The organism is Streptomyces sp. NPDC056987, from assembly GCF_042673865.1.
Classification (GTDB): domain Bacteria; phylum Actinomycetota; class Actinomycetes; order Streptomycetales; family Streptomycetaceae; genus Streptomyces.
The window spans coordinates 26,682-47,465 of record NZ_JBHURV010000034.1 but is presented as its reverse complement, the minus strand read 5'-3'; the positions used below and the strand labels follow the sequence as shown (position 1 = coordinate 47,465).

22 protein-coding genes are annotated in these 20,784 nt (G+C 71.7%); 13 read left to right on the top strand and 9 right to left on the bottom strand.

Annotated elements, in window-relative coordinates; translation table 11 throughout:
• Window positions 1-93: 93 nt before the first annotated feature.
• On the bottom strand, window positions 94-537 hold the full coding sequence (locus ACFTZC_RS31425; protein WP_382895448.1) for a hypothetical protein: 444 nt from the start codon (window positions 535-537) through the stop codon (window positions 94-96).
• Between the two features lie 152 nt (window positions 538-689).
• Between ACFTZC_RS31425 and ACFTZC_RS31420 the strand changes: the two genes are divergently transcribed.
• The 6 genes from ACFTZC_RS31420 to ACFTZC_RS31395 all read left to right on the top strand — a co-directional run bounded on the left by ACFTZC_RS31420 (window position 690) and on the right by ACFTZC_RS31395 (window position 5,494).
• Entirely contained in the window at window positions 690-1,169 is a 480-nt protein-coding gene (locus ACFTZC_RS31420) for a hypothetical protein (RefSeq protein ID WP_382895446.1), read from the top strand.
• Between the two features lie 703 nt (window positions 1,170-1,872).
• Window positions 1,873-2,190, top strand: coding sequence for a GNAT family N-acetyltransferase (locus ACFTZC_RS31415; protein WP_382895528.1), 318 nt, complete (start codon window positions 1,873-1,875; stop codon window positions 2,188-2,190).
• A gap of 109 nt (window positions 2,191-2,299) precedes the next feature.
• Window positions 2,300-2,602, top strand: coding sequence for an ArsR/SmtB family transcription factor (locus tag ACFTZC_RS31410; RefSeq protein ID WP_382895444.1), 303 nt, complete (start codon window positions 2,300-2,302; stop codon window positions 2,600-2,602).
• Window positions 2,599-2,991, top strand: coding sequence for a VOC family protein (locus tag ACFTZC_RS31405; RefSeq protein WP_382895442.1), 393 nt, complete (start codon window positions 2,599-2,601; stop codon window positions 2,989-2,991). The genes ACFTZC_RS31410 and ACFTZC_RS31405 overlap by 4 nt, the downstream gene beginning before the upstream one ends.
• A gap of 224 nt (window positions 2,992-3,215) precedes the next feature.
• Window positions 3,216-4,352: a PQQ-dependent sugar dehydrogenase gene (locus tag ACFTZC_RS31400; RefSeq protein WP_382895440.1), complete on the top strand. Its 1,137-nt coding sequence runs from the start codon at window positions 3,216-3,218 to the stop codon at window positions 4,350-4,352.
• 242 nt (window positions 4,353-4,594) lie between these two features.
• Window positions 4,595-5,494, top strand: a complete 900-nt coding sequence (locus ACFTZC_RS31395) for a UTP--glucose-1-phosphate uridylyltransferase (RefSeq protein WP_382895439.1) — start codon at window positions 4,595-4,597, stop codon at window positions 5,492-5,494.
• Between the two features lie 103 nt (window positions 5,495-5,597).
• On the opposite strand, the gene ACFTZC_RS31390 is transcribed toward ACFTZC_RS31395, so the two are convergent.
• The 6 genes from ACFTZC_RS31390 to ACFTZC_RS31365 all read right to left on the bottom strand — a co-directional run bounded on the left by ACFTZC_RS31390 (window position 5,598) and on the right by ACFTZC_RS31365 (window position 10,659).
• Window positions 5,598-6,308, bottom strand: a complete 711-nt coding sequence (locus ACFTZC_RS31390; protein WP_382895437.1) for an HAD family hydrolase — start codon at window positions 6,306-6,308, stop codon at window positions 5,598-5,600.
• 19 nt (window positions 6,309-6,327) lie between these two features.
• The gene (locus ACFTZC_RS31385; RefSeq protein ID WP_382895435.1) at window positions 6,328-7,053 is read right to left on the bottom strand and encodes a phosphatase PAP2 family protein; all 726 of its coding nucleotides are present in this window, start codon (window positions 7,051-7,053) and stop codon (window positions 6,328-6,330) included.
• Window positions 7,054-7,121: 68 nt separating this feature from the next.
• Entirely contained in the window at window positions 7,122-8,057 is a 936-nt protein-coding gene (locus ACFTZC_RS31380; RefSeq protein WP_382895433.1) for a M56 family metallopeptidase, read from the bottom strand.
• 127 nt (window positions 8,058-8,184) lie between these two features.
• Complete coding sequence (locus tag ACFTZC_RS31375) at window positions 8,185-8,751, bottom strand: DUF5134 domain-containing protein (RefSeq protein ID WP_382895431.1); 567 nt, start codon at window positions 8,749-8,751, stop codon at window positions 8,185-8,187.
• Window positions 8,752-8,926: 175 nt separating this feature from the next.
• A complete protein-coding gene (locus ACFTZC_RS31370; RefSeq protein ID WP_382895430.1) occupies window positions 8,927-10,006 on the bottom strand; it encodes a Gfo/Idh/MocA family protein in 1,080 nt (359 codons plus the stop codon).
• Window positions 9,991-10,659, bottom strand: coding sequence for a ThuA domain-containing protein (locus ACFTZC_RS31365; RefSeq protein ID WP_382895428.1), 669 nt, complete (start codon window positions 10,657-10,659; stop codon window positions 9,991-9,993). Before ACFTZC_RS31365 ends, ACFTZC_RS31370 begins: the two co-directional genes overlap by 16 nt.
• Window positions 10,660-10,859: 200 nt before the next feature.
• Between ACFTZC_RS31365 and ACFTZC_RS31360 the strand changes: the two genes are divergently transcribed.
• Window positions 10,860-11,408, top strand: a complete 549-nt coding sequence (locus tag ACFTZC_RS31360) for a GNAT family N-acetyltransferase (RefSeq protein ID WP_382895426.1) — start codon at window positions 10,860-10,862, stop codon at window positions 11,406-11,408.
• Between the two features lie 54 nt (window positions 11,409-11,462).
• Here ACFTZC_RS31360 and ACFTZC_RS31355 read toward each other — a convergent pair whose 3' ends face one another.
• Window positions 11,463-12,146, bottom strand: coding sequence for a glycerophosphodiester phosphodiesterase (locus tag ACFTZC_RS31355; protein ID WP_382895424.1), 684 nt, complete (start codon window positions 12,144-12,146; stop codon window positions 11,463-11,465).
• Window positions 12,147-12,473: 327 nt separating this feature from the next.
• On the opposite strand from ACFTZC_RS31355, the gene ACFTZC_RS31350 reads away from it, so the two are divergent.
• The 3 genes from ACFTZC_RS31350 (at window position 12,474) to ACFTZC_RS31340 (ending at window position 15,819) form a co-directional block, all read left to right on the top strand.
• Window positions 12,474-13,904, top strand: coding sequence for a DUF6421 family protein (locus ACFTZC_RS31350; protein ID WP_382895422.1), 1,431 nt, complete (start codon window positions 12,474-12,476; stop codon window positions 13,902-13,904).
• A 68-nt stretch (window positions 13,905-13,972) separates the two neighbouring features.
• Entirely contained in the window at window positions 13,973-14,752 is a 780-nt protein-coding gene (locus ACFTZC_RS31345) for an SDR family NAD(P)-dependent oxidoreductase (protein WP_382895526.1), read from the top strand.
• Window positions 14,731-15,819 carry a threonine aldolase family protein gene (locus ACFTZC_RS31340; protein WP_382895420.1) on the top strand — a complete coding sequence of 363 codons (1,089 nt, stop codon included), beginning with the start codon at window positions 14,731-14,733 and terminating at the stop codon, window positions 15,817-15,819. Before ACFTZC_RS31345 ends, ACFTZC_RS31340 begins: the two co-directional genes overlap by 22 nt.
• Window positions 15,820-15,917: 98 nt before the next feature.
• Here ACFTZC_RS31340 and ACFTZC_RS31335 read toward each other — a convergent pair whose 3' ends face one another.
• On the bottom strand, window positions 15,918-16,748 hold the full coding sequence (locus tag ACFTZC_RS31335; RefSeq protein ID WP_382895419.1) for a BTAD domain-containing putative transcriptional regulator: 831 nt from the start codon (window positions 16,746-16,748) through the stop codon (window positions 15,918-15,920).
• 453 nt (window positions 16,749-17,201) lie between these two features.
• Here ACFTZC_RS31335 and ACFTZC_RS31330 point away from each other — a divergent pair, with 453 nt between their 5' ends.
• The 3 genes from ACFTZC_RS31330 to ACFTZC_RS31320 are packed head-to-tail and all read left to right on the top strand — an operon-like array spanning window position 17,202 to window position 20,780.
• Window positions 17,202-17,780: a DUF4255 domain-containing protein gene (locus ACFTZC_RS31330; RefSeq protein WP_382895417.1), complete on the top strand. Its 579-nt coding sequence runs from the start codon at window positions 17,202-17,204 to the stop codon at window positions 17,778-17,780.
• A complete protein-coding gene (locus ACFTZC_RS31325) occupies window positions 17,777-18,505 on the top strand; it encodes a carboxypeptidase-like regulatory domain-containing protein (protein WP_382895415.1) in 729 nt (242 codons plus the stop codon). The genes ACFTZC_RS31330 and ACFTZC_RS31325 overlap by 4 nt, the downstream gene beginning before the upstream one ends.
• A 10-nt stretch (window positions 18,506-18,515) precedes the next feature.
• A complete protein-coding gene (locus tag ACFTZC_RS31320; protein ID WP_382895413.1) occupies window positions 18,516-20,780 on the top strand; it encodes a phage tail sheath family protein in 2,265 nt (754 codons plus the stop codon).
• Window positions 20,781-20,784: the final 4 nt, after the last annotated feature.

Below are 20,784 nucleotides of genomic sequence, written 5' to 3'. Positions count from 1 at the left end.
GATCCCTTTGCCTTCAGCCCTCTGGACGCGGCCGACGGGGCGCCCGCGGGCGCGGTGACGCCGGTGGCCGGCTCTCCCCGTGGCCCGGTCGGGTCAGGGGGCCTGTTGCCGGGGGCGGGGGGTGAGGGACCGGGCGCGGCGGAGTACGTCGGCGGCGTGCGGCTGGTGGCGGAAACCGCGCAGGGATGTACGGAGCCGCCGCAGGGCCCGGTCGGCGGTGGCCGAGCGCAGGCTCGGGTAGTGGTCGAGGAAGACATGCCAGTGCACGCATGACTCCTCCAGGCGCCCCAGGCCGAGGAGGGTCTCCGCGAGCCGCGCCCGGGTGAGCGCGCCGGACCGGTGCCGGTCCTCGGCGCGGGCCCCGGCCGCGGTGTCGAGGGCTCGCAGCGCCTGGACGGGCTCTCCTCCGGCCTCCTCGGGGTGAGTCCCGCTCGCGCCCGTCAGGCTCATGACGGCGCACGCGTCGGGTACGTACGCGCGCGTCTGCCACGGCGGGTCACGTTCGGGAACGGACCGGTGGGCGTCGTGGAACGTCATGGCCGGTCCGCGTTCCATCATCCTGCCGAGGGCGCCGCTGCGGGAGTCGTGGCCCCGCAATGCGTCACGTTCTTTACCGAGGACGTCCGAACAGCGAGGACGTCCGAACACCGAGGGCGTCCTTCGACGCGTCCGGGGCCCGGTGGAGCCGGGTGCTCCCGGCGGAGTCCGTCCGGGTGCACCGCCCCGGTGTCCCACTCGATGTCGCGGCCATGTTCGACACCTTCGGCAACGCCGTACACGTCGCCGACGCCTTTCCCCTGCGCGACCGGACGGTCCTGGTCACCGGAGCGGGACCGATCGGCTCCATGGCCGCCGCCGTCGCCCGGCACCGGGGCGCCCGCCTGATCGTGGTGAGCGATCTCAGCCCCTTCCGGCTCGGCCTCGCCTGGCGCGCCGGCGCCCGGAGCGGCCGGATCGCCGCGATGGCCCACGGCGGCCGGATCGCCGCCCTCGGCCTGCCCGACGAGGACGTACCCACCGACTGGTCGGACATCTCCCTGCGCATGCTGACCATCCAGGGAATCAGCGGCCGCAAGGTGTTCGACACCTGGCACACGATGGCCGACCTGCTCGACGACGGCCTGGACCTGTCGTTCGCCGTCACGGACCACTTCGCCGCACCGGACTAGGAGAAGGCCTTCGCCACCGCCGCGCGGGGCGACGCGGGCAAAGTGATTCTCGACTGGGCCCCGAGGGACTGACCGAAGGGAACCGTTATGAATACCACCGTACGCATCCACACCAGCATCGACGACATCGACGAGCGCTGGGACGAGCTGATGACGGCGGCCCGCGCCCCCGTCTTCTACCGCCGCCCCTTCCTGCGCGCCTTCGAGAAGTATCCGCTGCATCCGGTGCTGCGCACCGCGTACCTCCTGGTCGAGGACGGGACCGGGCGGGCCCTCGCGGCCCTGCCCGCCTATCTTCAGCGTGACGTCGACCCGATGCGGGTCATCGCCGACCACCACCCCGACGCGGCCGGCAGCACCGTGCTGCTCAGTCACGCCTGGCACTGCTACGACAGCGTGCTGCCGGTACGGCCCGGCCCCGAGTACCGGCCCGCCGCCCGGCGCGCCCTGGGCGCGCTGAAGGAATTGGCGGGGGAGTGGGACGCCCGGGCTGTGCGGCATCGTCAACGCGGACGCCGACGACCTCCGCGGCGCGCTCAAGGGGAAGGCGAGGCAGAACCTCCGGCGCGACCTGCGCGAGGCCGACAGGTCCGGGGTCACCGTCCGCTCGGGCGCCGCGAGCGGCGCGGACCTGGACACCTTCGTGCGGCTCGCCCGCGCGACCGCGGCCAAGTTCGGCAACTCCGACTAATACCAGCCCGGCCTGTTCCAGGACTTCGTCCTGGCCCTCGGGGACTGTGCCCGCTCGGTGGAACTGAGCGTCGGAGACCGGACGATCGCCTCCGCGCTCACCCTCACGGACGACACCCGGCTCCACTACTGGGCGGTCGGGTACGCCCAGCGGGACACCCCGGGCTACAGCCCCTTCTACGTCGCGTTCGCGCAGGTGATGCGGGAGGCCTGGGCGTCGGGCCGGGAGTGGGTCGAGCTCGGCCGCCGTAACGCGTCGTTCAAGCGGCGGTACGGGCTCAGCCCCCGGGTGCTCCGTGCCTACTTCGCCGAGGCGTCCTCGCCGCCGTGATCCTCCGTGCTCCGCTGTGATCCGCCGTGCTCCCGCGTGATCTTTCGCGGTCGCAAGCGGCTCCCGTGGCGACTTGATAGGCAAGTGAATGTTTGCCTATCGTGTGGTCGTGGCCGACGACCTGTTCAAAGCCCTGGCCGACGCCACTCGGCGCACCATCCTCGACGAGCTCGTGGAGAAATCCGGACAGACCCTGTTCGAGATCTGCTCGCGGCTGAGCATGAAGCATCAGCTCGGCCTCTCGCGCCAGGCGGTCTCCCAGCACCTCGCCGTGCTGGAGGCCGCCGGGCTGGTCGAGACCAGGCGGGAGGGCCGCTACAAATTCCACGACCTGAACACGGCCCCGCTGCGGCGGATAGCCGAGCGATGGCCCGTACCCGACCCGCCCGAACCGGAGGAGAACACCCCATGAAGATCCATCTGACCAGCGTCTTCGTCGAGGACCAGGCCAAGGCCCTGCGCTTCTACACCGAGATCCTCGGCTTCGTGAAGAAGCACGACGTCCCGGTGGGCGGACAGGACCGGTGGCTGACCGTCGTCTCGCCCGACGAGCCCGGCGGCACCCAGCTCCTCCTGGAGCCCGCCGGCCACCCGGCCGTCAGGACCTACCGCGACGCGCTCGTCGGCGACGGCATCCCGCTCGCCCAGTTCGCCGTGGACGACGTGCGGGCGGAGTACGAACGCCTGAGTGGTCTCGGCGTCCGCTTCACCCAGGAGCCCCTGGAGATGGGCCCCGTCACCACCGCCGTCTTCGACGACACGTGCGGCAACCTGATCCAGATCGCGTCGCGGGCCGGGTAGGCGACCGGCCGCGTGGGGGCCGCTCGGGGGCCCGCGAGGGGCGAACGACGGCGCAGGGATGGCGCATTGGTCTACGCCAGGCGCTCCCGTCCCTGTACGCTCATGCGTAGCCAGTGGCACACAATCCCCCCACCCAGGTTGCGTGCTGGCGCGGGCGACAACCCCGTACGACTCTGCCCTCAGCAGCCGGGTTACCCCCATTCGCCGCCTCCAGGAGGGTCACGGTGAAAGTTCGCACCAGAAGCTCGGCGATCATCGGCACCATCTGTCTCGTCGCTTCCCTCGCGCTGACCACGGCATCCGCCGACGAGCCCACGGCCCCACGCGGGGCCGCGGAGGTCACGCTCAAGGAAGTCGCCACCGCCCAGAACCCCATCGCCGGCGCCGCCGGGCCCGGTGACACGGTCTGGATAGCCGAACGCCCGGGCACCGTACGGGTTCTGGACGATCAAGGGCTCGGCGAGCCCGTTCTCGACATATCCGACGAGACCACCACCGACGGCGAACGCGGCCTGCTGGGCATCGCGTTCGACAACGAACTGGCGCACTTCTACATCTCGTTCACGGACCGCGAAGGCACCAGCACCGTGGACGAGTTCGCCGTACGGGACGGCGAGATCCAGCCGGACACCCGGCGCACCGTCCTCACCCAGACGCAGCCGTACTCCAATCACAACGGCGGCGACATCAGGTTCGGCCCCGACGGCTACCTCTACATCGCGCTCGGCGACGGCGGCTCGGGCGGCGATCCGCACGGCAACGGGCAGAACCTCGACACCCTGCTCGGCAAGATGCTGCGGATCGACCCCGGCGGCGGCGACCCGTACGCGATTCCGCCGGACAACCCGTTCGTCGGCGACCCGGACGCGAAGGGCGAGATCTGGGCGTACGGGCTGCGCAACCCGTGGCGGTTCTCCTTCGACGCGGGCACCGGCGACCTGCTGATCGGCGACGTCGGCCAGAGCGCCTGGGAGGAGATCGACTGGGCCCCGGCGGACAGCGAGGGCGGCGAGAACTACGGCTGGTCCGGGATGGAGGGCAACCACCCCTTCCGGGGCGGCACGGAGCCCGCGAACCACGTACCACCGGTCCACGAGTACGACCGTAGCGGCCTGGGCTGCTCGGTGACCGGCGGATACGTCTACCGGGGCGACGCGATCCCGGACCTCAAGGGTCAGTACGTGTTCAGCGACTACTGCGACGGCACCGTTCGCGCCCTGCGGATGGACAACGGCAAGGTGACCGGCGAGAGCGACCTCGGGGTCAGCGGCGGCCAGGTCATCGCCTTCGTGCAGGACGGCGACGGCGAGCTGTACGTGCTCGACATCGCCGGCAGCGTCTCCCGCCTCGACCCGGCGTGACCGTGGCCGTGACCGGAGTCCCGACCTGCTGAAAAGCGCACACCACGGGGCTTCCGAAGGCGCTGCCCGGCGGCGACGCCGTTCGGGGCCCCGTGGATGCGGGAGAGGTCACACGGATCGCACCGGGCCGTTTCCCCGACGTGCCACCGCGAGCCAGTAGCATTCGATCGTGCCGAGGCGCGGGCGTGTCGGCCAGGACATGGCTTTCCGGCCGGGCCGTCCCTTTCCGACCAGGAGAGCCGATGACCACTTCGATGATCCGCAGGGCCGTGATCCCCGCCGCCGGGCTGGGCTCGCGACTGCTGCCGCTGACCAAGGCGACGCCGAAGGAGATGCTGCCGGTCGGCGACAAACCGGTGATCGAACACACCGTGCGTGAGCTGGTGGCGTCCGGGATCACCGACATCACCATCGTGGTCTCGGGCGGCAAGTCCCTGATCCAGGACCACTTCCGGCCCAACCCCGCCCTGGTGGAGCAGTTGCGCGCCGACGGCAAGACCGCCTACGCCGACGCGGTGGAGGAGGTCGCCGAACTGGCCAGGCAGGGCCACATCACGTACCTGGACCAGCACGGCCCCTACGGCAACGGCACGCCGGTGCTCAACGCCGCCCGGCACTTCGGCGACGAGCCGATGCTGGTCCTGTGGCCCGACGACGTCTTCGTCGCCGAAGTGCCCAGGGCGCAGCAGCTGATCCGCGCGTACGAGGCGACCCACTGCCCGGTGCTGGCCCTGATGCCCATGGCCCCGGAGGACTCCGGCCGTTACGGTGTCCCCGTCGTCAAGGAGGACCTGGACCAAGGGCTGCTGCGGATCACCGGCCTGGTCGAGAAGCCCAAGCCCGCCGACGCGCCGTCGGCGTTCGCGGCCATCGGCGGCTATGTCATCACCCCCGGCATCATCGACGAACTGCGCGAGCAGACCGAGCGCTGGTACACACACCGCACCGGCGAGGTCTATCTGACCGACGCGGTCAACGCCTACGCGGGCACCCGCGCCGTCTACGGCCAGGTCATCCAGGGCCGCTGGTACGACACCGGCAACCCCGCGGACTACCTGGTGGCCCAGTTCGCCTCGGCGCTCGCCCATCCCGAGTACGGCCCCCCGCTGCGGCAGCTCGCCCGGGACCTCGACGACCGGTGAACCCCCGCCCGGCGCGGGGGTCGTGCGCGGGGGCGACGCCGTGCGGGCGGCGCCCCCGCCCACGGCGGGACTCCCGCGGCCTCCGGCGGGACTCCGGCGACCTCTAAGGAAGCGGGTCGGCGCCCGCGAGAGTGATGACCGGGCGCAGACCCGCGGGGCGCTCCTCCACCGGGAGGTGGTCCACGAAGTGGAAGGAGCAGCCCAGTTCGGCCGCGCCGCCGTCCGCCTCGCGGTCGTCGCCGACCATCAGGACGTCGTACGGGTCCTGGCCCAGCTCCTCGCAGGCGGTCCTGAAGAGGCGGGGGTCGGGCTTCTGGATGCCGTGTTCGTAACTGAGCACGTACGCGTCCACGTACGCGTCCAGACCGTGGGCGCGGAAGACGGGGCGCAGGTCCCAGCCGATGTTGCTCACCACCGCGATGCCGATACCGGCGCGCCGCAGCGCGGACAGGACCTCGGCCGCGTCCGCGTAGGGGCGCCAGGCGTCCGGTGTCATATGGCGGTCGTACAACGCGTCGTACAGGTCGGGGCGGGGCAGCTCCACCTGCCGGGCGACCCCGGTGTACGCGGCGCGGTGCCGCTCGGCGCTCTTGTCACGGGTCGCCCACAGCTCGGCCAGATCCGGCGGAACCTCCTGCGGGGAGGATCCGCCGGGCAGCGCACCCGCCACGGCCAGCCGCATCGCGTACCGCCGTACCTCGATGGGGGATACGGCGACACCCGCCTCGTCGAGCACGGCGCGCAGCCATGAACTCGCGGATTCGATACGGAAGAGGGTTCCGGAGAAGTCGAAGAGCACACCCTTGTAGGTCATGTACCCGATCCTTCCCGCGTCACGGCTCTCTGGACAAGGTCACGCGCCTGAACAGCGCGATCGAGAACGAGACCAGCGCGCCACCGAGCAGCCAGCCGCCCAGAACGTCCGAACTCCAGTGCACGCCCAGCCACAATCGGGTGATTCCCACTCCGGCGACCGACACCGCCGCGACCGCCACGGCCGCCCACCGGAGGCGCCGGCCCACGCCGCGGCGCCACAGCAGCCACAGCAGCAGTCCGCACGCCACCGTGGCCGCCATGGCGTGTCCCGAGGGGAACGCGGCGAAGTGCGCCGAGTCGACCGGGTCGGGCCACTGCGGACGATCCCGTCCCACGGCCCACTTCAGCCCCTGCGAGACGCCGGCGCCCAGCACGCTCGCCGCCGCCACCCACGCGGCGAGCAGCCGTTCGCCGCGCAGCCAGACCGCCACCACGGCCACCGCCGTCAGCAGCCGCATCGTCCAGGGGTCCCAGGCCCAGTCGGTGAGCAGCCGGTTGACCCAGGTGATCCCCGGCTCGGCCACCGCCCGGCGGTGCAGCCCTTCGGCGACCGCCCGGTCGAACGCGATCAGCGGCCCCCACCGCGCGGCGACCAGCACGGTCAGCACCCCCGCGGCGCCGGCCAGCAGTACGGCCGTACGGCCCGCTCCGGTCCACCGTGTGATGCCCGGACGTGGTGGGGACGGGGGAGCGGGAGAGGGCGGGTCCGGGGCCTGGGCTGCGGGGATCGGCTGGGAGCGCATGGGGTGATCCTCGCCGACGGAGCGCCGGTGGGGCTACCCGCCGTCCTGTGTGCTGTCGCGCCCGCCGGTCAGCCGAGCGCGCGGAGCGCCGGTCCGAAGGCGATCAGGAGGGGGACGACCGGCACCAGCGCGGCGGCCGCCGTCAGGCGCAGCCGGTGTCCCGCGGTCAGCCGCGGGACCGGCGTCAGCAGCCGGTTGACGCGCTGCGGCACCTGCGCGTCGGGAGCGGTTCCCGGGCCGAACACCCCCCGGTCCTCGTTGAGTTCGACGAGCGCCAGCGCGATCGTCAGCCGTCCGAAGCGCCGTGACGCGACATCGTCCGCGGCCAACTCGACCAGCCGGTGCATCTCGTCGCGGAACGCGGCGAAGACCGGGATCTGCGGGAAGCCGTTCGCGAGCGCCCCCGAGCAGTGCAGCAGCCAGTCGTGCCGCGCCCGCGCGTGGCCCTGCTCATGGGCGAGCACCGCGTCGAGCTGACGGCCTTTCAGGCGGCGCAACGCGGCCGTGGTGATGACCAGTTGGGGTGCCGCGCCCGGCAGCCACCAGGCACCCGGCCGCTCGCCCTCCAGGACGACGAGCGGTTCACCGCCCGGCTCCTCGCCCGGCAGCACCGGAGCGCGTACGAGCAGTTCCTTGCGGCGCTGCCGGCGCCTGCGCCGGGCCCGGTGGATCTCGCGGGTGAGCATCGCCACCGTCCACAGGCCGCCGCTCGCCAGCAGGACGGCGAGCACTGCGGACCACGACCGGTTCGGCCCGAAGGCGTACGCCTCCACCACGCCGCGCGGCGCGGGCGCGAAGACATGGCCCCGTACGGCCAGCCAGGCGGCGGCCGCGCTGAAGACCATGGAGAGCGCGAAGCTCAGCAGGACGGCCGCCACGACGCACTGCCAGACCCACAGCGCCACCACGGGCTCGCGCTCGGGCCATTCGGCACGGGACAGAATCCGTGGCGCGAGGAGCGCGGCCAGTGCACCGAGCAGCAGCAGCGCCAAGGAGACCATCATGGCGCCCAGAGTATGAGGGCCGCGCGGTGCGAGGGTATGACCTTGACCGGCAAGTGACCCACGACACGTTTGGCGGCGGCGCGGGTGATCCCGGTAAACGGCGTGAACCGGCCGCAACCGACCGGAATCAGAGCGTGGGCAGCATCGTCAGCATCGCGATCCCCATGGAGAGCCGGCAGGCCGGCACCAACTCCGTCCGGTCGGCCCAGGAGGCCGGCCCGGATCCCCCGTTCACCGGAGCGGGCGCGGGCAGCGCGGGCAGCGGCAGCAGCCGGGCGCCCGCCCACAGCACATAACCGGCGTAGTAGAGCAGCAGCGCGCCGGTGACCAGCGGTGTCCCCGCGGCGTGCGCGGTGTGCGTCCCGCCCGCCCCCGCGGCCATGGAGCCCGCCATGTAGACCATCGCGAGCAGGCCCAGCAGATGGTGCGCCCGGTGCGCCGAGCCGCGGCCGTTGCCGAGCGCGCGCAGCGCCGCCGCGCCGAAGACCGCCGCGTACCCCAGCCAGACCCAGCGCGGCGGTGTCACCACCGTGGCGGGCAGGGCCATCGCCGCCATCCCGAACCCCATCAGCGCCTCGCCGCCCACCGAACCGTGCCGGGCCGTGCCGCCGGCCCGCAGCCGGCGCAGACAGAGCCCGCCCGCCGTCGCGCAGAGCGCGACGAGCAGCCAGCCGGCCGCCGCAGATCCGTGCACCGGGCACCTCCCCCGCTCCGTGGCTCCGGCGGAGTGATGCCCCGGGCGACGGGTGCGCAGACACGCGCGGACACGCGCAGAGGGGCACGGGGGCGCGCGGGAGCCCCTGGAGGCGCGGAGCCGGCCCGCCGGGGAGCATCCCTCCGCGCCCCGGCGGTCGTTCGTCCTCGTACGGTTACGCCTCCACCGGATCCGGGCGGGCGCAACTGCTCGCCACCCGCAGCGCTCTGTCCTCCCGCGCCGAGTCGAGGAGCGTCAGCATGATGTCCAGGACATGCCGCGCCAGCTCGGCGGAAGCCCGGTGCGGGCGGTCCTCGGCGAGCGCCCGCGCCAGATCCGCCAGCCCCGTGCCCCGCCCGGCGCCCGGGTACCCCGCCGAGACCGGCAGGGTCTCCCACTCCCCGGTGCTCCCGTGCAGCTCCACGGGCCCGTCGAAGCCGTTCGGGTCCGGTACGGAGAGGGAGCCGCCCGTGCCGTACACCTCGATGCGCGGCAGCCGCGCGGCCTGGACGTCGAAGCTCATCAGGAGGGTGGTGAGGGCGCCGCCGGCGTGCTGGAGCACCCCGCTGACATGGGTGTCCACCGTGACGCCGAGCCGCTCGCCGGCCCGTGGCCCGGCGCCGATCTCCCGCTCGGCGCGGGGCCGGGAGGCCGCGCCGGTCACCTTCACGACCGGGCCGAGGAGATGGACGAGCGCGGAGAGGTAGTACGGGCCCATGTCGAGCAGCGGCCCGCCGCCGGGCCGGTAGTAGAACTCCGGCGCCGGGTGCCAGCGTTCGTGTCCCGCCGTGGTCATGAAGGCCGTCGCCGCCACCGGAGTGCCGATCAGCCCGTCGTCGACCGCTCTGCGCGCCGTCTGGACCCCCGTGCCCAGCACGGTGTCGGGCGCGCAGCCGAGACGCCGGCCGCCCGCGCCCGCGGCGGCGAGCAGCGCGGCCGCCTCCTCCCGGGTGGTGGTGAACGGTTTCTCCCCGTAGACGTGCTTGCCCGCGGCGAGCGCCGCCAGGGCGACGTCCGCGTGGGCCGCCGGGATAGTCAGGTTGAGCACCGCGTCGACATCGGCCCTGGCCACCAGCTCGGCGACCGAGCCCGCGACCGCTGTCCCCGGCACCCGGGCGGCGACGGCGGCGGCGCGGCCGGGATCGAGATCGGTGACGGCGGTGAGCGTCACGTTCCCCAGCCGCTCCAGGGTGTCCAGATAGGCGCCGCTGATCGTGCCCGCCCCCACCATGCCGATTCTCAGCGGCTCGCCCACAGCAGTCCCCTCTCGGTGAGTGTCCGTACCTCGGGCACGTCGAAGTCGTCCGGCTTGTGGCCGACGGCGGAGACGAAGACCCGCCCCGCGCCCCAGTTCCTGGTCCACACGGCGGGCATGGTGACCGGCCGGGAACGGTCCTCGTCCGCCGCGAACCCGACCGTGGCGAGCACGTCGATCAGCGGATCGGTGGCCAGCCAGTACTTCTCCGTACGGACCCGGAAGGCGCCGAGGCCCGCCGTCACCGGATGGCCGGCGTGCTCCGCGACCGGGGTGATCTCGTGGTCCGAGAAGCCCTCCGGGTGCATGAGGAACTGGCCACCGGTCAGCAGCTGGTAGCCGAGGTCCCCGCGGAAGGAGTCGACGATCCCGCCGTGCCAGCCGGCCAGCCCGGTCCCGGCGCGTACGGCGGCGACGAGTCCCGCGCTCTGTTCCGCGGTGATCTCGCCCATGGTCCAGCACTGGACCACCAGATCGGTGGCGGCGAGCAGTTCGGGGTCGGCGTAGACGTCCAGAGTGCCGGAGACCGTCACGTCGTAGCCGTGGGCGCGCAGGAAGGGCAGGAACAACTCCGTGATCTCCACGGGGCGGTGTCCCTCCCAGCCGCCCCGGACGACCAGTGCCCGTCGGACGGCGGATGTCTCGCGTGTCACAGTCGTTGCACACTCCCATCGGTGTCACGGACCTGTCGGTGCCGGGGGCGGAGCCGTACCTGCAGCCGTACCTACCCGCCCGTACCGCCGCCCCCTCGCACCTCGTCGTGCTCATCCGTACCCGCGTTAGGCTGCTGCTGCCCCATCAGCACCTCACCCGCTCGTCGGCTCCCGGGCCGGCCGCAAGGAGACCGCGCATCATGGACACCGTCCCGAGCCCCGTCGGCGCACTCACCTACCGCGATGCCACGGCCGCAGACGCCGACGCCCTGGTCGCGCTCATCGAGTCGGCCTACCGCGGCGAGAGCAGCCGTACGGGCTGGACGACGGAGGCGGACCTCCTGGAAGGGCAGCGGATCGACCGGGAGGGCGTGCTCGCGGTGGTCGAGGCGCCGCGCAGCCGGCTGCTGGCCGTCGAGCGGGACGGCGGGCTGATCGCCTGCTGCCAGCTGGAGAACCGCGGGCACGCCGCCTACTTCGGCATGTTCGCCGTGGCGCCGGGGGCGCAGGGCGGCGGACTCGGCCGACGGATCATCGCGGAGGCGGAGCGCAGGGCACGCGCCGACTGGGCGGTCGGCGAGATGCACATGACCGTGATCGTGCAGCGCGAGGACCTGATCGCCTGGTACGAGCGGCGCGGCTACCGCCGTACGGGAAAGCGGTTCCCCTTCCCGTACGGCGACGAGCGCTTCGGCATCCCGCAGCGGGACGACCTGGAGTTCGAGCTGCTGGTCAAGCCCCTGGCCTGACCTCAGGACCGGCCCGGCCCCCGGGCCTGAGCGCTCCGTACGCGCACGGAGCGCTCAGGCGGTGAAGCGGCCGGTGCGCCGGATCTCCGGGAGGTCGGTGGTCACGGCGTTCAGCTCGAAGGCGCGCGCGAGCCGGAGCTGCTCCTGCGTGTTCACCACCCAGCCGATCACGCCGAGACCCCGCTCGTGCGCGCGTTCCACGACCTCCAGGGTGAGTCTGCGTAGATTCAGGGCGAGCGAGGCGGCGCCCACCGCCGTCGCCCGGTCCACCACGTCCGCGCCCCAGCGGCTGGCGATCAGCACCGTCCGTACCCCCGGCACCAGCGCGGCGATCTCGGCGACCGCCTCGTCGTGGAACGAGGACACCTCGACGCGCTCCACGAGATCGCGTTCGCGTATCACCCGGGCCAGCGCCCGCGCCGCCGCCACATCCTTGATCTCGGCCTGGAGCGGCGACCGTACGGCGTCCAGGACCTCCTCGAAGACCGGGACGCGCTCGCCGTCGCCCGCGTCCAGCTCCCGCAGCTCGGCGAGCGTCCGTTCGGCGATGGCGCCCGTTCCGTCGGTCGTACGGTCCACTTCCGTGTCGTGCATGACGACGAGGGCGCCGTCCTTGCTCAGGTGCAGATCCAGCTCGATGGCGTCCATACCGGCACGCTCCGCGTGCGTGAAGGAGCGCAGGGTGTTCTCCGGTTCGACACCCATCACTCCACGATGACCGATGATCTGGAAAGTCAAGACAGTCTCGCTTTCGTCGACAGCGGCTCCCTCGCGCAGCGTAGAGGCGATTGCCGTCCGTGGCGCCCCCCCGCAGTCCCCTGACGTTCCCGTGCCGAGTGCCCCACCGTCCCCGTGCCCGGTGCCCGCGCCGGGCGCCCCGCCGTCCCCGTGCCGGGGGAGGTTCTCGGCGCTACGCTGAATCGAGGCGTCAAACCGTGGAGGCGCAGGAAAATCAGCGGTGACCATGGGGGGTCGACAGGATGATTTATTTGATCTCCACTTGTATCGGAGATCGAGACACCTATACGGTGGTTTGACGCCAAGATCTCCTGTGGAGGAAGTGACATGACGGAAATTCTTGCGCAGGACACCTCCAGGCCCGGCGCGAACGATGGCGACCGAGTGATCGGACACCCGGCGTGGCCCCGGCTCAAGAGTGCCGTCGAGGAGATCCGCCCCTGGCAGTCCGCGGACGGCTCGATCGACTTCGACGCCGAGGGCGCCCCGGCGCGCGCGGTCGCCGAGGCGGCACTCGACCGGGTGGCCGAGGCGGTCGAGCAGCTCTCCCCGCTCCTCCCGCACGATGCCGCGTACCATGCCGCGCTCGTCGCCGACCTGCGTCAATGGGCCGACGGCGGCTTCGCGGTCCCGGACTTCCTGGACTCACTGCTCGCCTTCCGGCCCTCCGCCGACCGGACGGACGGCCGCCAGCACCTCGCCGTCTTCCCCATGTACACGCAGAACGGCAACCCGGACCGTAACCTCGAAGCGGTCGTGCTGCGCATGGTCTGGCCCGAGTGGCTCGCCGAGCTGGAGCGCACGCGGTACGACAATCCACTCTTCTGTGGCATCACCTTCGAGGACTTCACCCCCGGGTACGACACCAACTCCGCGGTCTTCTTCCCCGAGACCATCGCCGTGCGCGAGGCCCCCGAGCGGTTCACCTGGGGCGGGATCTTCTGCGACCGCGAGGCCGCCCGCTTCCGCCGGGTCATCGACGCGGCCGTGACCACCCTCGGGGTCGACCTGCCCGAGGACATCCGCACGCTCGTCGCCGACCAGGGCCGCTGCCAGCAGGCGTTCGTGCTCTGGGACATGGTCCACGACCGCACCCACAGCCACGGCGACCTGCCCTTCGACCCCTTCATGATCAAGCAGCGCCAGCCGTTCTGGATGTACGGCCTGGAGGAGCTGCGCTGCGACCTCACCGCCTTCCGGGAGGCCGTACGGCTGGAGGCGGACGGTTTCCCGCAGGGCCGCGACGTCCAGTACGCCGTGCTCTTCGACCGGATGTTCCGCTTCCCCGTCACCGGCGCGCGGGAACGCAACTACGACGGTCTGGGCGGCCAGCTCCTCTTCGCCTATCTGCACCAGCACGACGTGGTGCGCTGGACGGACAACACCCTGCGCATCGACTGGGAACGGGCGCCCCAGGTCACCAACCAGCTCTGCGCGGAGATCGAGGAGCTCTACCGGGCGGGGATCGACCGGCCGAAGCTGGTCCACTGGTTCGCGGCGTACGAGCTGGTCTCCACGTATCTCGCGCCCCACCCCGGCTCCCGCTGGGCCAAGGGCCCCGACGCGCTGGACCTCTCGCAGCCGCCCCGGAAACTCGTGGACGACGTGCTTCCCGACGAGTTTCCGCTCAGCATGTTCTACGAGGCGCTCGCCAAGAAGCTCAAGCACGTGATCGCCCAGACGAAGGGGATCACCGCGGAATCCGCCGGACCGGCGGGATCCGCGGGGTCCGCGGCGACGGACCGGACGGCCGCGTGAGCGCGCCGGGGCAGGAGACGGGACCCATGGCGGTGCGTCCGGGAGCGAGCGCGGAAACGGGGCCGGAGATGGCGCCGGACCCGGACCCCGGCGGCCCGCCGGCCCCGGGCGGCGCCCTCGACGGCGCCGTCGTCGCCGTGGCGGGCGCGGGCGGACCCGCCGGGCGCGCGGCGCTGCTGCGGCTCGCCGAGGCCGGGGCGACGGTCGTGGCCGCGGACGCGGACCCGGAGCGGCTCGCCGAAGCGGTGGACGCCGCCCGGTACGCGCACGGCGGGGCCACGGTCACCGGCGACACCGTCGATCTCTTCGACCTGGCCGCCACCCGCTCCTGGGCGGCCAGGACCGAGCAGGAGTTCGGCCGGATCGACGGTCTGGTCCACCTCGTCGGCGGCTGGCGCGGCGGTGCCACCTTCGCCGGGACCGACCCGGCCGACTGGGAACTGCTGGAGAAGCTGCTCGTCCGCACCGTCCAGCACACCTCCCTCGCCTTCCACGACGGGCTCCTGCGCGGCGACCGGGGCCGGTATCTGCTGATCAGCGCCGCGGGCGCCACGAAGCCCACCGCGGGCAACGCCGCGTACGCCGCCGCCAAGGCAGCGGCGGAGGCATGGACGCTCGCCCTCGGCGACGCCTTCCGCAAGGCGGGGGGCGAGGACGGGCCCCGGGCCGCGGCTGCCATCCTGGTGATCAAGGCACTGGTGCACGACGCGCTGCGTGCCGAGCGGCCGAACGCGAAGTTCGCGGGCTTCACCGACGTCACGGAACTGGCCGAGGCCATCGCCGGGGTCTGGGACAGGCCCGCCCGGGAAGTGAATGGAAAACGCCTGTGGCTGACCCCAGGACCGTGAGGTCCCGTACGACGGACGCGCGCCGCCACCACGACCCCGAGGTGCGCGGCTTCGCCAGCGACAACTACGCGGGCGCCCACCCCGAGATCCTCGCGGCGCTCGCCGTCGCCAACGGCGGCCACCAGGTCGCGTACGGCGAGGACGAGTACACCGGCCATCTCCAGCGGGTCATGCACAGCCACTTCGGCCCGACGGCGGAGGCGTTCCCCGTCTTCAACGGCACCGGCGCCAACGTCGTCGCGCTCCAGGCGCTCACCGACCGCTGGGGCGCCGTGATCTGCGCCGAGTCCGCGCACATCAACGTGGACGAGGGCGGCGCGCCCGAGCGCGTCGCCGGGCTCAAGCTGCTCACCGTACCGACGCCCGACGGCAAGCTCACGCCCGAGCTGATCGACCGGCAGGCGTACGGCTGGGACGACGAGCACCGCGCCATGCCGCAGGCCGTGTCGATCACCCAGAACACCGAACTGGGCACGGTCTACACGCCCGACGAGATCCGCGCCCTGTGCGCGCACGCCCACGCGCTCGGCATGAAGGTCCATCTCGACGGCGCCCGGATAGCCAACGCCGCCGCGTCGCTGGACGTTCCGATGCGGACCTTCACCAACACGGCCGGCGTGGACGTCCTCTCCTACGGGGGCACGAAGAACGGCATGCTCTTCGGCGAGGCCGTCGTCGTGATCAACCCGGACGCCGTACGGGCCATGAAGCACCTGCGGAAGCTCTCGATGCAGCTCCCGTCCAAGATGCGCTTCGTGTCGGTGCAGTTGGAGGCGCTGCTCGCGGGGGACCTGTGGCTGCGCAACGCCCGGCACGGCAACGCCATGGCCCAGCGGCTCGCGGCCGGGGTCCGCGCGGTCGACGGGGTGGAGATCCTGCACCCGGTCCAGGCCAACGCCGTCTTCGCCCGGCTGCCGGGCGCCGTGAGTGTCCGCCTCCAGGAGCGGTTCCGCTTCTACTTCTGGGACGAGAAGGCCGGGGACGTCCGCTGGATGTGCTCCTTCGACACGACCGAGGACGACGTCGACGCCTTCGTGCAGGCGGTCAAGGAAGAGATGACCGCATAGGCGCACCGGCCCGACGCTTGTCGGCGCTATTCGGATGACGGCCGGTCGACTCGCTGATTTTTTCGATGTCGTATGTCCGGGCCGGTGCGGGAGAGGCCCTAGGGACTGGGCTGAAGCCGTGACTCCCCGGGGCGCTCGGCACGGTACGGCAGCAGATCTCTCAGTGACGGGGAGGGCTCCAGGCCCAGTTCCTCGCGCAGGACACGGCGGCACTGTTCGTATTGGCGCATGGCCGCGCCCCTGTTGCCGGCTGTCAAATGTGCCTTCATCAGCACGCGATGGGCGCTTTCCCGCAAGGGCTCGGCGCGTACCGCGGCGAGTCCGGCGGCGACGGCCTCACCGTGGCGCCGCGCCGCCGTGAGCCGCTCGGTCATCGCTTCGAGGGCGTAGAGCCTGAGTTGGTGGTACTGCTCCTGCTCGATCAGCATCCAGTCGTTGTCCGGCCACTCCGGCAGCAGATCGGCCGATAAGTCCGCCAGTGTCCGCATGTTGAGGATGTCGTCGCACGGGCGCGAGTTGTCGAGCAACCGGTGCGCGCGCCCCACCGCCTCGTGCAGATCCACGGAGACGTCCTTGGAGATGGCCATTTCCTGGGGAGACGCCTCGATGATGGGATGGCCGGTTCGCGTCGCTCTCCACAGGGAGGACCGCAGGTTCGCGTTGGCACGTGAGGTGGTGACGTCCGGCCAGAGAATTCCGGCCACATAGGCGCGGGACCGCGGGATGTCCTGCAAAGCCAGGAACGCGAGAAGCCGTTGCGTGCTGGTGCAGACCGGCACCCGTGTATGGCTGATCGAGAGTGCGAATCCCTTGAGCAGCCTCAAGTTAATGAAATGTGATTGTCCATTCATTTGTTTCCCCCGGGCGATGTCGGATCCGGCGATCTTCGGTGCTTTCCCAAGATTCACGAAGCCGTGGTGCGAGTACATCGTGATCGCACAGTCGACTCTTAGCGCGCGGGGCGTGAAAAAGGAATCACCAAGACGTCACGGCGTCGTCACTCGCCCTGTTCCAATAGCTCATCAAGCCACTTACGGACCGCCATGAGGACATCGGTGGCCTCACTCGCCGCGGCAGGGGCCGATTGCTCGCCGTCGACCGTCCGGATGATGCGTGCGCGGAGGCCGTCCGCCCGGCCGGCTTCCACCCACACCCGGAGTATCAGGACACCGGACCGTGCTGAGGGGGTCTCCATGAATGACCGAGTGTTCCTCACCGATGTCACCCGGACGTTGTCGCTTCGTGTCCACCGGCGTCATCGCGCGGCCTCAGGACGCGCTCGTGACGCCGGTGCGACGGGTGAGTCGCGCCCCGGTCACAGGGGAGTCTGCATGCTCCCGGTGTGTGTCATCCGTGCGTGACGAGGCAGGGGGAGGTTTCCCATGGGCGACTTCGGTGTCATCGCCGATGTCTCGGCCGTCGTCGTGGACGCCCTGACGCGGGCCCTGCGCCCGCTCAATCCCACGGATCCCCCGTTCGCGGAACTCAACGACCTCGCCGAGGCCGTGCAGGTATCGACGCCCAAACTCACGGTGTTCCTCTACGAGATCGCCGAGGACCCCACGTCGCGCAACCGGCCGCCGGTGCGCTCCCTGCCGCCAGGGCCGCTGACGACCCGTAAGCCGCCGATGGCCCTGATGCTGCGGTATCTGGTCACCCCCTGGGGCGGCGACCAGATCACCCAGCACCGGATGCTGGGCCGTGCCCTGCAGACCTTCTACGACGACGCGATCCTGGACGGCGTCCAGTTGACCGGCAGCCTGGCGGCGAGCACCGACTCGCTCCATCTCACCCTGACGCCCCTGACCCTCGATCAGAAGTCCTGGATCTGGTACGCGATTCAGAAGCCGTACCGGCTCTCGCTGAATTACGAGGTCCGTGTCGTCAGCCTGGACTCGGACGTCGAGACCCCGGTACAGCCGGTGCAGAGCCGGGTCGTCGACGGGACGGTGACACCATGAGCGCCTTTCTCCCGCTGACCCGCTCGGCCACCTACAGTCCGGCGTGGTTCGTGCCGCTCGACGACTTCACCGGGCGGGTGCGCACCGTCGGGGTGGACATCCGGCTGGACCGGTTCCAGGACGGCCGCTGGCTGCCGCTGGACGACAGGGCCGTACGCACGCCCAGCGGGGCCCTGGCCTTTCCCGGACTGGGCAGACGCGCGGAGCCGTGGGCGGCCCTGCCCGAGCGCCACCGGGCCCGCTTCTCGGCCGCCGGACACCAGCCGCTGTACCCGGCCGACGGCGAGCCGTTCTCGGCCGCTCTCGTCGGCGTCGAGTTCCTGGTCCACCCGTACAACGACACCCACCCGCCGGCCGAGCCGACCGCCCCGAGGCTGGTCCGGCTCCTGCCGGGCGTCTCCTTCCCCTATCCGCCGGGCCTGCGCACGGTCCACGGAGTCGTGGTCGACGCCGCCACGCGGGCACCCGTCGCGAACGTGCTCGTCGAGGCCCGGGGACGGACGAGCCCCGACCTGATGCCCTGGCACGAACGCACCCTGACCGACGCCACGGGCGCCTTCCGGCTCGCCCTGCGGTGGGAGGGCGAGAAGGCCGGCCCGGAGCCCCTTGAGGAGACGTTCCGCCTCCAGGCGGTCGAAGAGCCGGGCCGCAGCGGGGAGCTTGTCGTGCGGCTGCCCCAGGACACCGAGCGTCGGCACGTCATCGAGATCCGTGAGCAGAGTTGAGGAGCCGTCCATGGCTGAGTATCTGAGCCCCGGGGTCTACATCGAGGAGATCGACGCCGGACCGCGCCCGATCGCGGGGGTGAGTACGAGCACCGCCGGCATGGTCGGGGTCACCGCCCGTGGCCCGTACACAGGCAAACCCAAACTGGTGACGAACTTCCTGGAGTTCCAGAACACCTTCGGCGGGTTCCTGCCCGAGCCGGCGACGACCGTACGGGACACCTGGGCGAACGACCCCACAGAAGGCGGACGCTGGTGGCTGTTCCCGCTGGCAGTCAAGGGCTTCTTCGACAACGGCGGCCAGCGGCTGTACATCAAGCGGGTCGCCGCGGCGCAGGCCACGCCGGCGTCGGGCGCGCTGGTCGGCGGGCTGGTGAGCGCCGTCGTCGGCGACGCGGCGCGGGGCGCGACGAGCCTGCAACTCGGCCATCTGATCGGTTTCGACGGGGTGGGTCAGCAGATCACGATCGTGCGGGGCGACGACGAGCGGGAGATCTACACCGCCGCGGTCACCCGCTACGACATGACCGCTCGCCGGATCACGCTGGACCCGGCCCTGCCCGCCGAGGTCAGGGTGGCCCGCGGGGATTACGTGCAGTTCGGGGACCGCTCCACCGAGGAGACGCTGCGGCTGTCCGCCGTGAGCCCCGGCTCATGGGGCGGGGCCGTCCAGGTCCGGGTCCGGCCCATGGTGGGTGCCGCGCTGCCCGTGTCGCCCGATCCGCGGGAGGGCGCGCTGTTCATCAGCCGGCTCGTCACGGACGCGGTGGCGGACAGCGGAACGGTCGAGGTGGCCGTGGTGAACGGGCTCGCCCGCGACGGCCTGCCCGACAGGGTCTGGGCGCAGATCGGCTCCGGCCGGTTCGAAGTCGAGGTGGGTGAGCCGGCGGACGGGAAGGTCACGCTGACCTTCCCGGCGGGCACGGCCCACGCGGCGTGGGAGACCGGGCTGACCGTGCGCCGGGTGCGCCGGGGCAGCATCGGGACGGTGCGGACCCTGCGGGTGGGCGGAGCGAGCCGCCTCTACCCGGGCGCGGTCGTGCAGCTCGACGACGGCACCGCCCTCAGCGCCGTCAAGGTCGACTCGGTGGCCGATGATGTCGTCACCTTCGACCAGGACCTGCCCGGCGAGTTCTACGAGACCGACCGGATCCATCTGATCGAGGCCGAGGTCTCCACCCGGTTCACGGATCCGGGCGGCGCGGCGGTGACCGAGACCTTCAGCAACCTCCGGCTCACCGGCGACGGTCCGGCGAATCTGGCGGCCACCCTGGAGAGCCGCTCCCAGCTGGTCCGGGCCACCCCGCTGGCCGGTCTGACCACCGATCCCGCACAGTTCCCGATGCCCGCGGCCGGGTCCTGGCTGACGCTGGCGGACGGTGACGACGCGTCCGAGACCCTGACCGTGGCCGACTTCGTCGGCACCGACGGCGGCAGCGGCCGGCGTACCGGCATCGTCGCCCTGGAGGACATCGACGAGATCGCGGTCTGCGCGGTCCCCGGCATGTGGTCGGGCACCGTCGAATCCGCCCTGATCACTCACTGCGAACTCCTCAGGGACCGGTTCGCGATCCTCGACCCGCGCGACGGCCTCGACATCGAAGGCATCCAGGCGTTCCGCGAGCCGTTCGACACCAAGTACGCGGCGCTCTACTACCCGTGGCTGGTCACCCGCGACCCGTCGACCAACCGCGATGTCGAAGTGCCGCCGTCCGGACACATGGCGGGGATCTACGCCCGCGTGGACGTGGAGCGCGGCGTGCACAAGGCACCGGCCAACGTCGTCATCCGGGGCATCCGCCAGACCGACGGCATCGCCCAGGACATCACCAAACGGCACCAGGACCTGCTCAACCCCAAGGGGATCAACGCGCTGCGGTTCTTCCCCGGACTCGGCCACCGGGTGTGGGGCGCGCGCACGCTCTCCTCGGACAGCTCGTGGAAGTACATCAATGTCCGGCGGCTGTTCCTCTTCCTGGAGGAGTCGATCGACGAAGGCACCCAGTGGGTGGTCTTCGAACCGAACGACGAGGCGCTGTGGGCGCTGGTCCGCCAGACGGTCACCAACTTCCTCGCCACGGTCTGGCGCAGCGGCGCGCTCGCCGGCACGACCGCCGACGAGGCGTTCTTCGTCGCCTGTGACCGCACCACGATGACCGAGGACGACCTGGCCAACGGGCGGCTCATCTGCGTCATCGGCGTCGCGCCGGTCTTCCCGGCCGAATTCGTGATCTTCCGGATCCAGCAGAAGACCCGCGAGACCCAGCTCGCCTGAGTGG

What these genes read in the sequence shown, in the direction of transcription:
- ACFTZC_RS31425 (WP_382895448.1), bottom strand. Translation starts at nt 537, where the DNA reads ATGACGTTCCACGACGCCCACCGGTCCGTTCCCGAACGTGACCCGCCG.
- ACFTZC_RS31405 (WP_382895442.1), top strand. Translation starts at nt 2,599, where the DNA reads ATGAAGATCCATCTGACCAGCGTCTTCGTCGAGGACCAGGCCAAGGCC.
- ACFTZC_RS31395 (WP_382895439.1), top strand. Translation starts at nt 4,595, where the DNA reads ATGACCACTTCGATGATCCGCAGGGCCGTGATCCCCGCCGCCGGGCTG.
- ACFTZC_RS31390 (WP_382895437.1), bottom strand. Translation starts at nt 6,308, where the DNA reads ATGACCTACAAGGGTGTGCTCTTCGACTTCTCCGGAACCCTCTTCCGT.
- ACFTZC_RS31385 (WP_382895435.1), bottom strand. Translation starts at nt 7,053, where the DNA reads ATGCGCTCCCAGCCGATCCCCGCAGCCCAGGCCCCGGACCCGCCCTCT.
- ACFTZC_RS31380 (WP_382895433.1), bottom strand. Translation starts at nt 8,057, where the DNA reads ATGATGGTCTCCTTGGCGCTGCTGCTGCTCGGTGCACTGGCCGCGCTC.
- ACFTZC_RS31360 (WP_382895426.1), top strand. Translation starts at nt 10,860, where the DNA reads ATGGACACCGTCCCGAGCCCCGTCGGCGCACTCACCTACCGCGATGCC.
- ACFTZC_RS31350 (WP_382895422.1), top strand. Translation starts at nt 12,474, where the DNA reads ATGACGGAAATTCTTGCGCAGGACACCTCCAGGCCCGGCGCGAACGAT.
- ACFTZC_RS31345 (WP_382895526.1), top strand. Translation starts at nt 13,973, where the DNA reads ATGGCGCCGGACCCGGACCCCGGCGGCCCGCCGGCCCCGGGCGGCGCC.
- ACFTZC_RS31335 (WP_382895419.1), bottom strand. Translation starts at nt 16,748, where the DNA reads ATGTACTCGCACCACGGCTTCGTGAATCTTGGGAAAGCACCGAAGATC.
- ACFTZC_RS31330 (WP_382895417.1), top strand. Translation starts at nt 17,202, where the DNA reads ATGGGCGACTTCGGTGTCATCGCCGATGTCTCGGCCGTCGTCGTGGAC.
- ACFTZC_RS31325 (WP_382895415.1), top strand. Translation starts at nt 17,777, where the DNA reads ATGAGCGCCTTTCTCCCGCTGACCCGCTCGGCCACCTACAGTCCGGCG.
- ACFTZC_RS31320 (WP_382895413.1), top strand. Translation starts at nt 18,516, where the DNA reads ATGGCTGAGTATCTGAGCCCCGGGGTCTACATCGAGGAGATCGACGCC.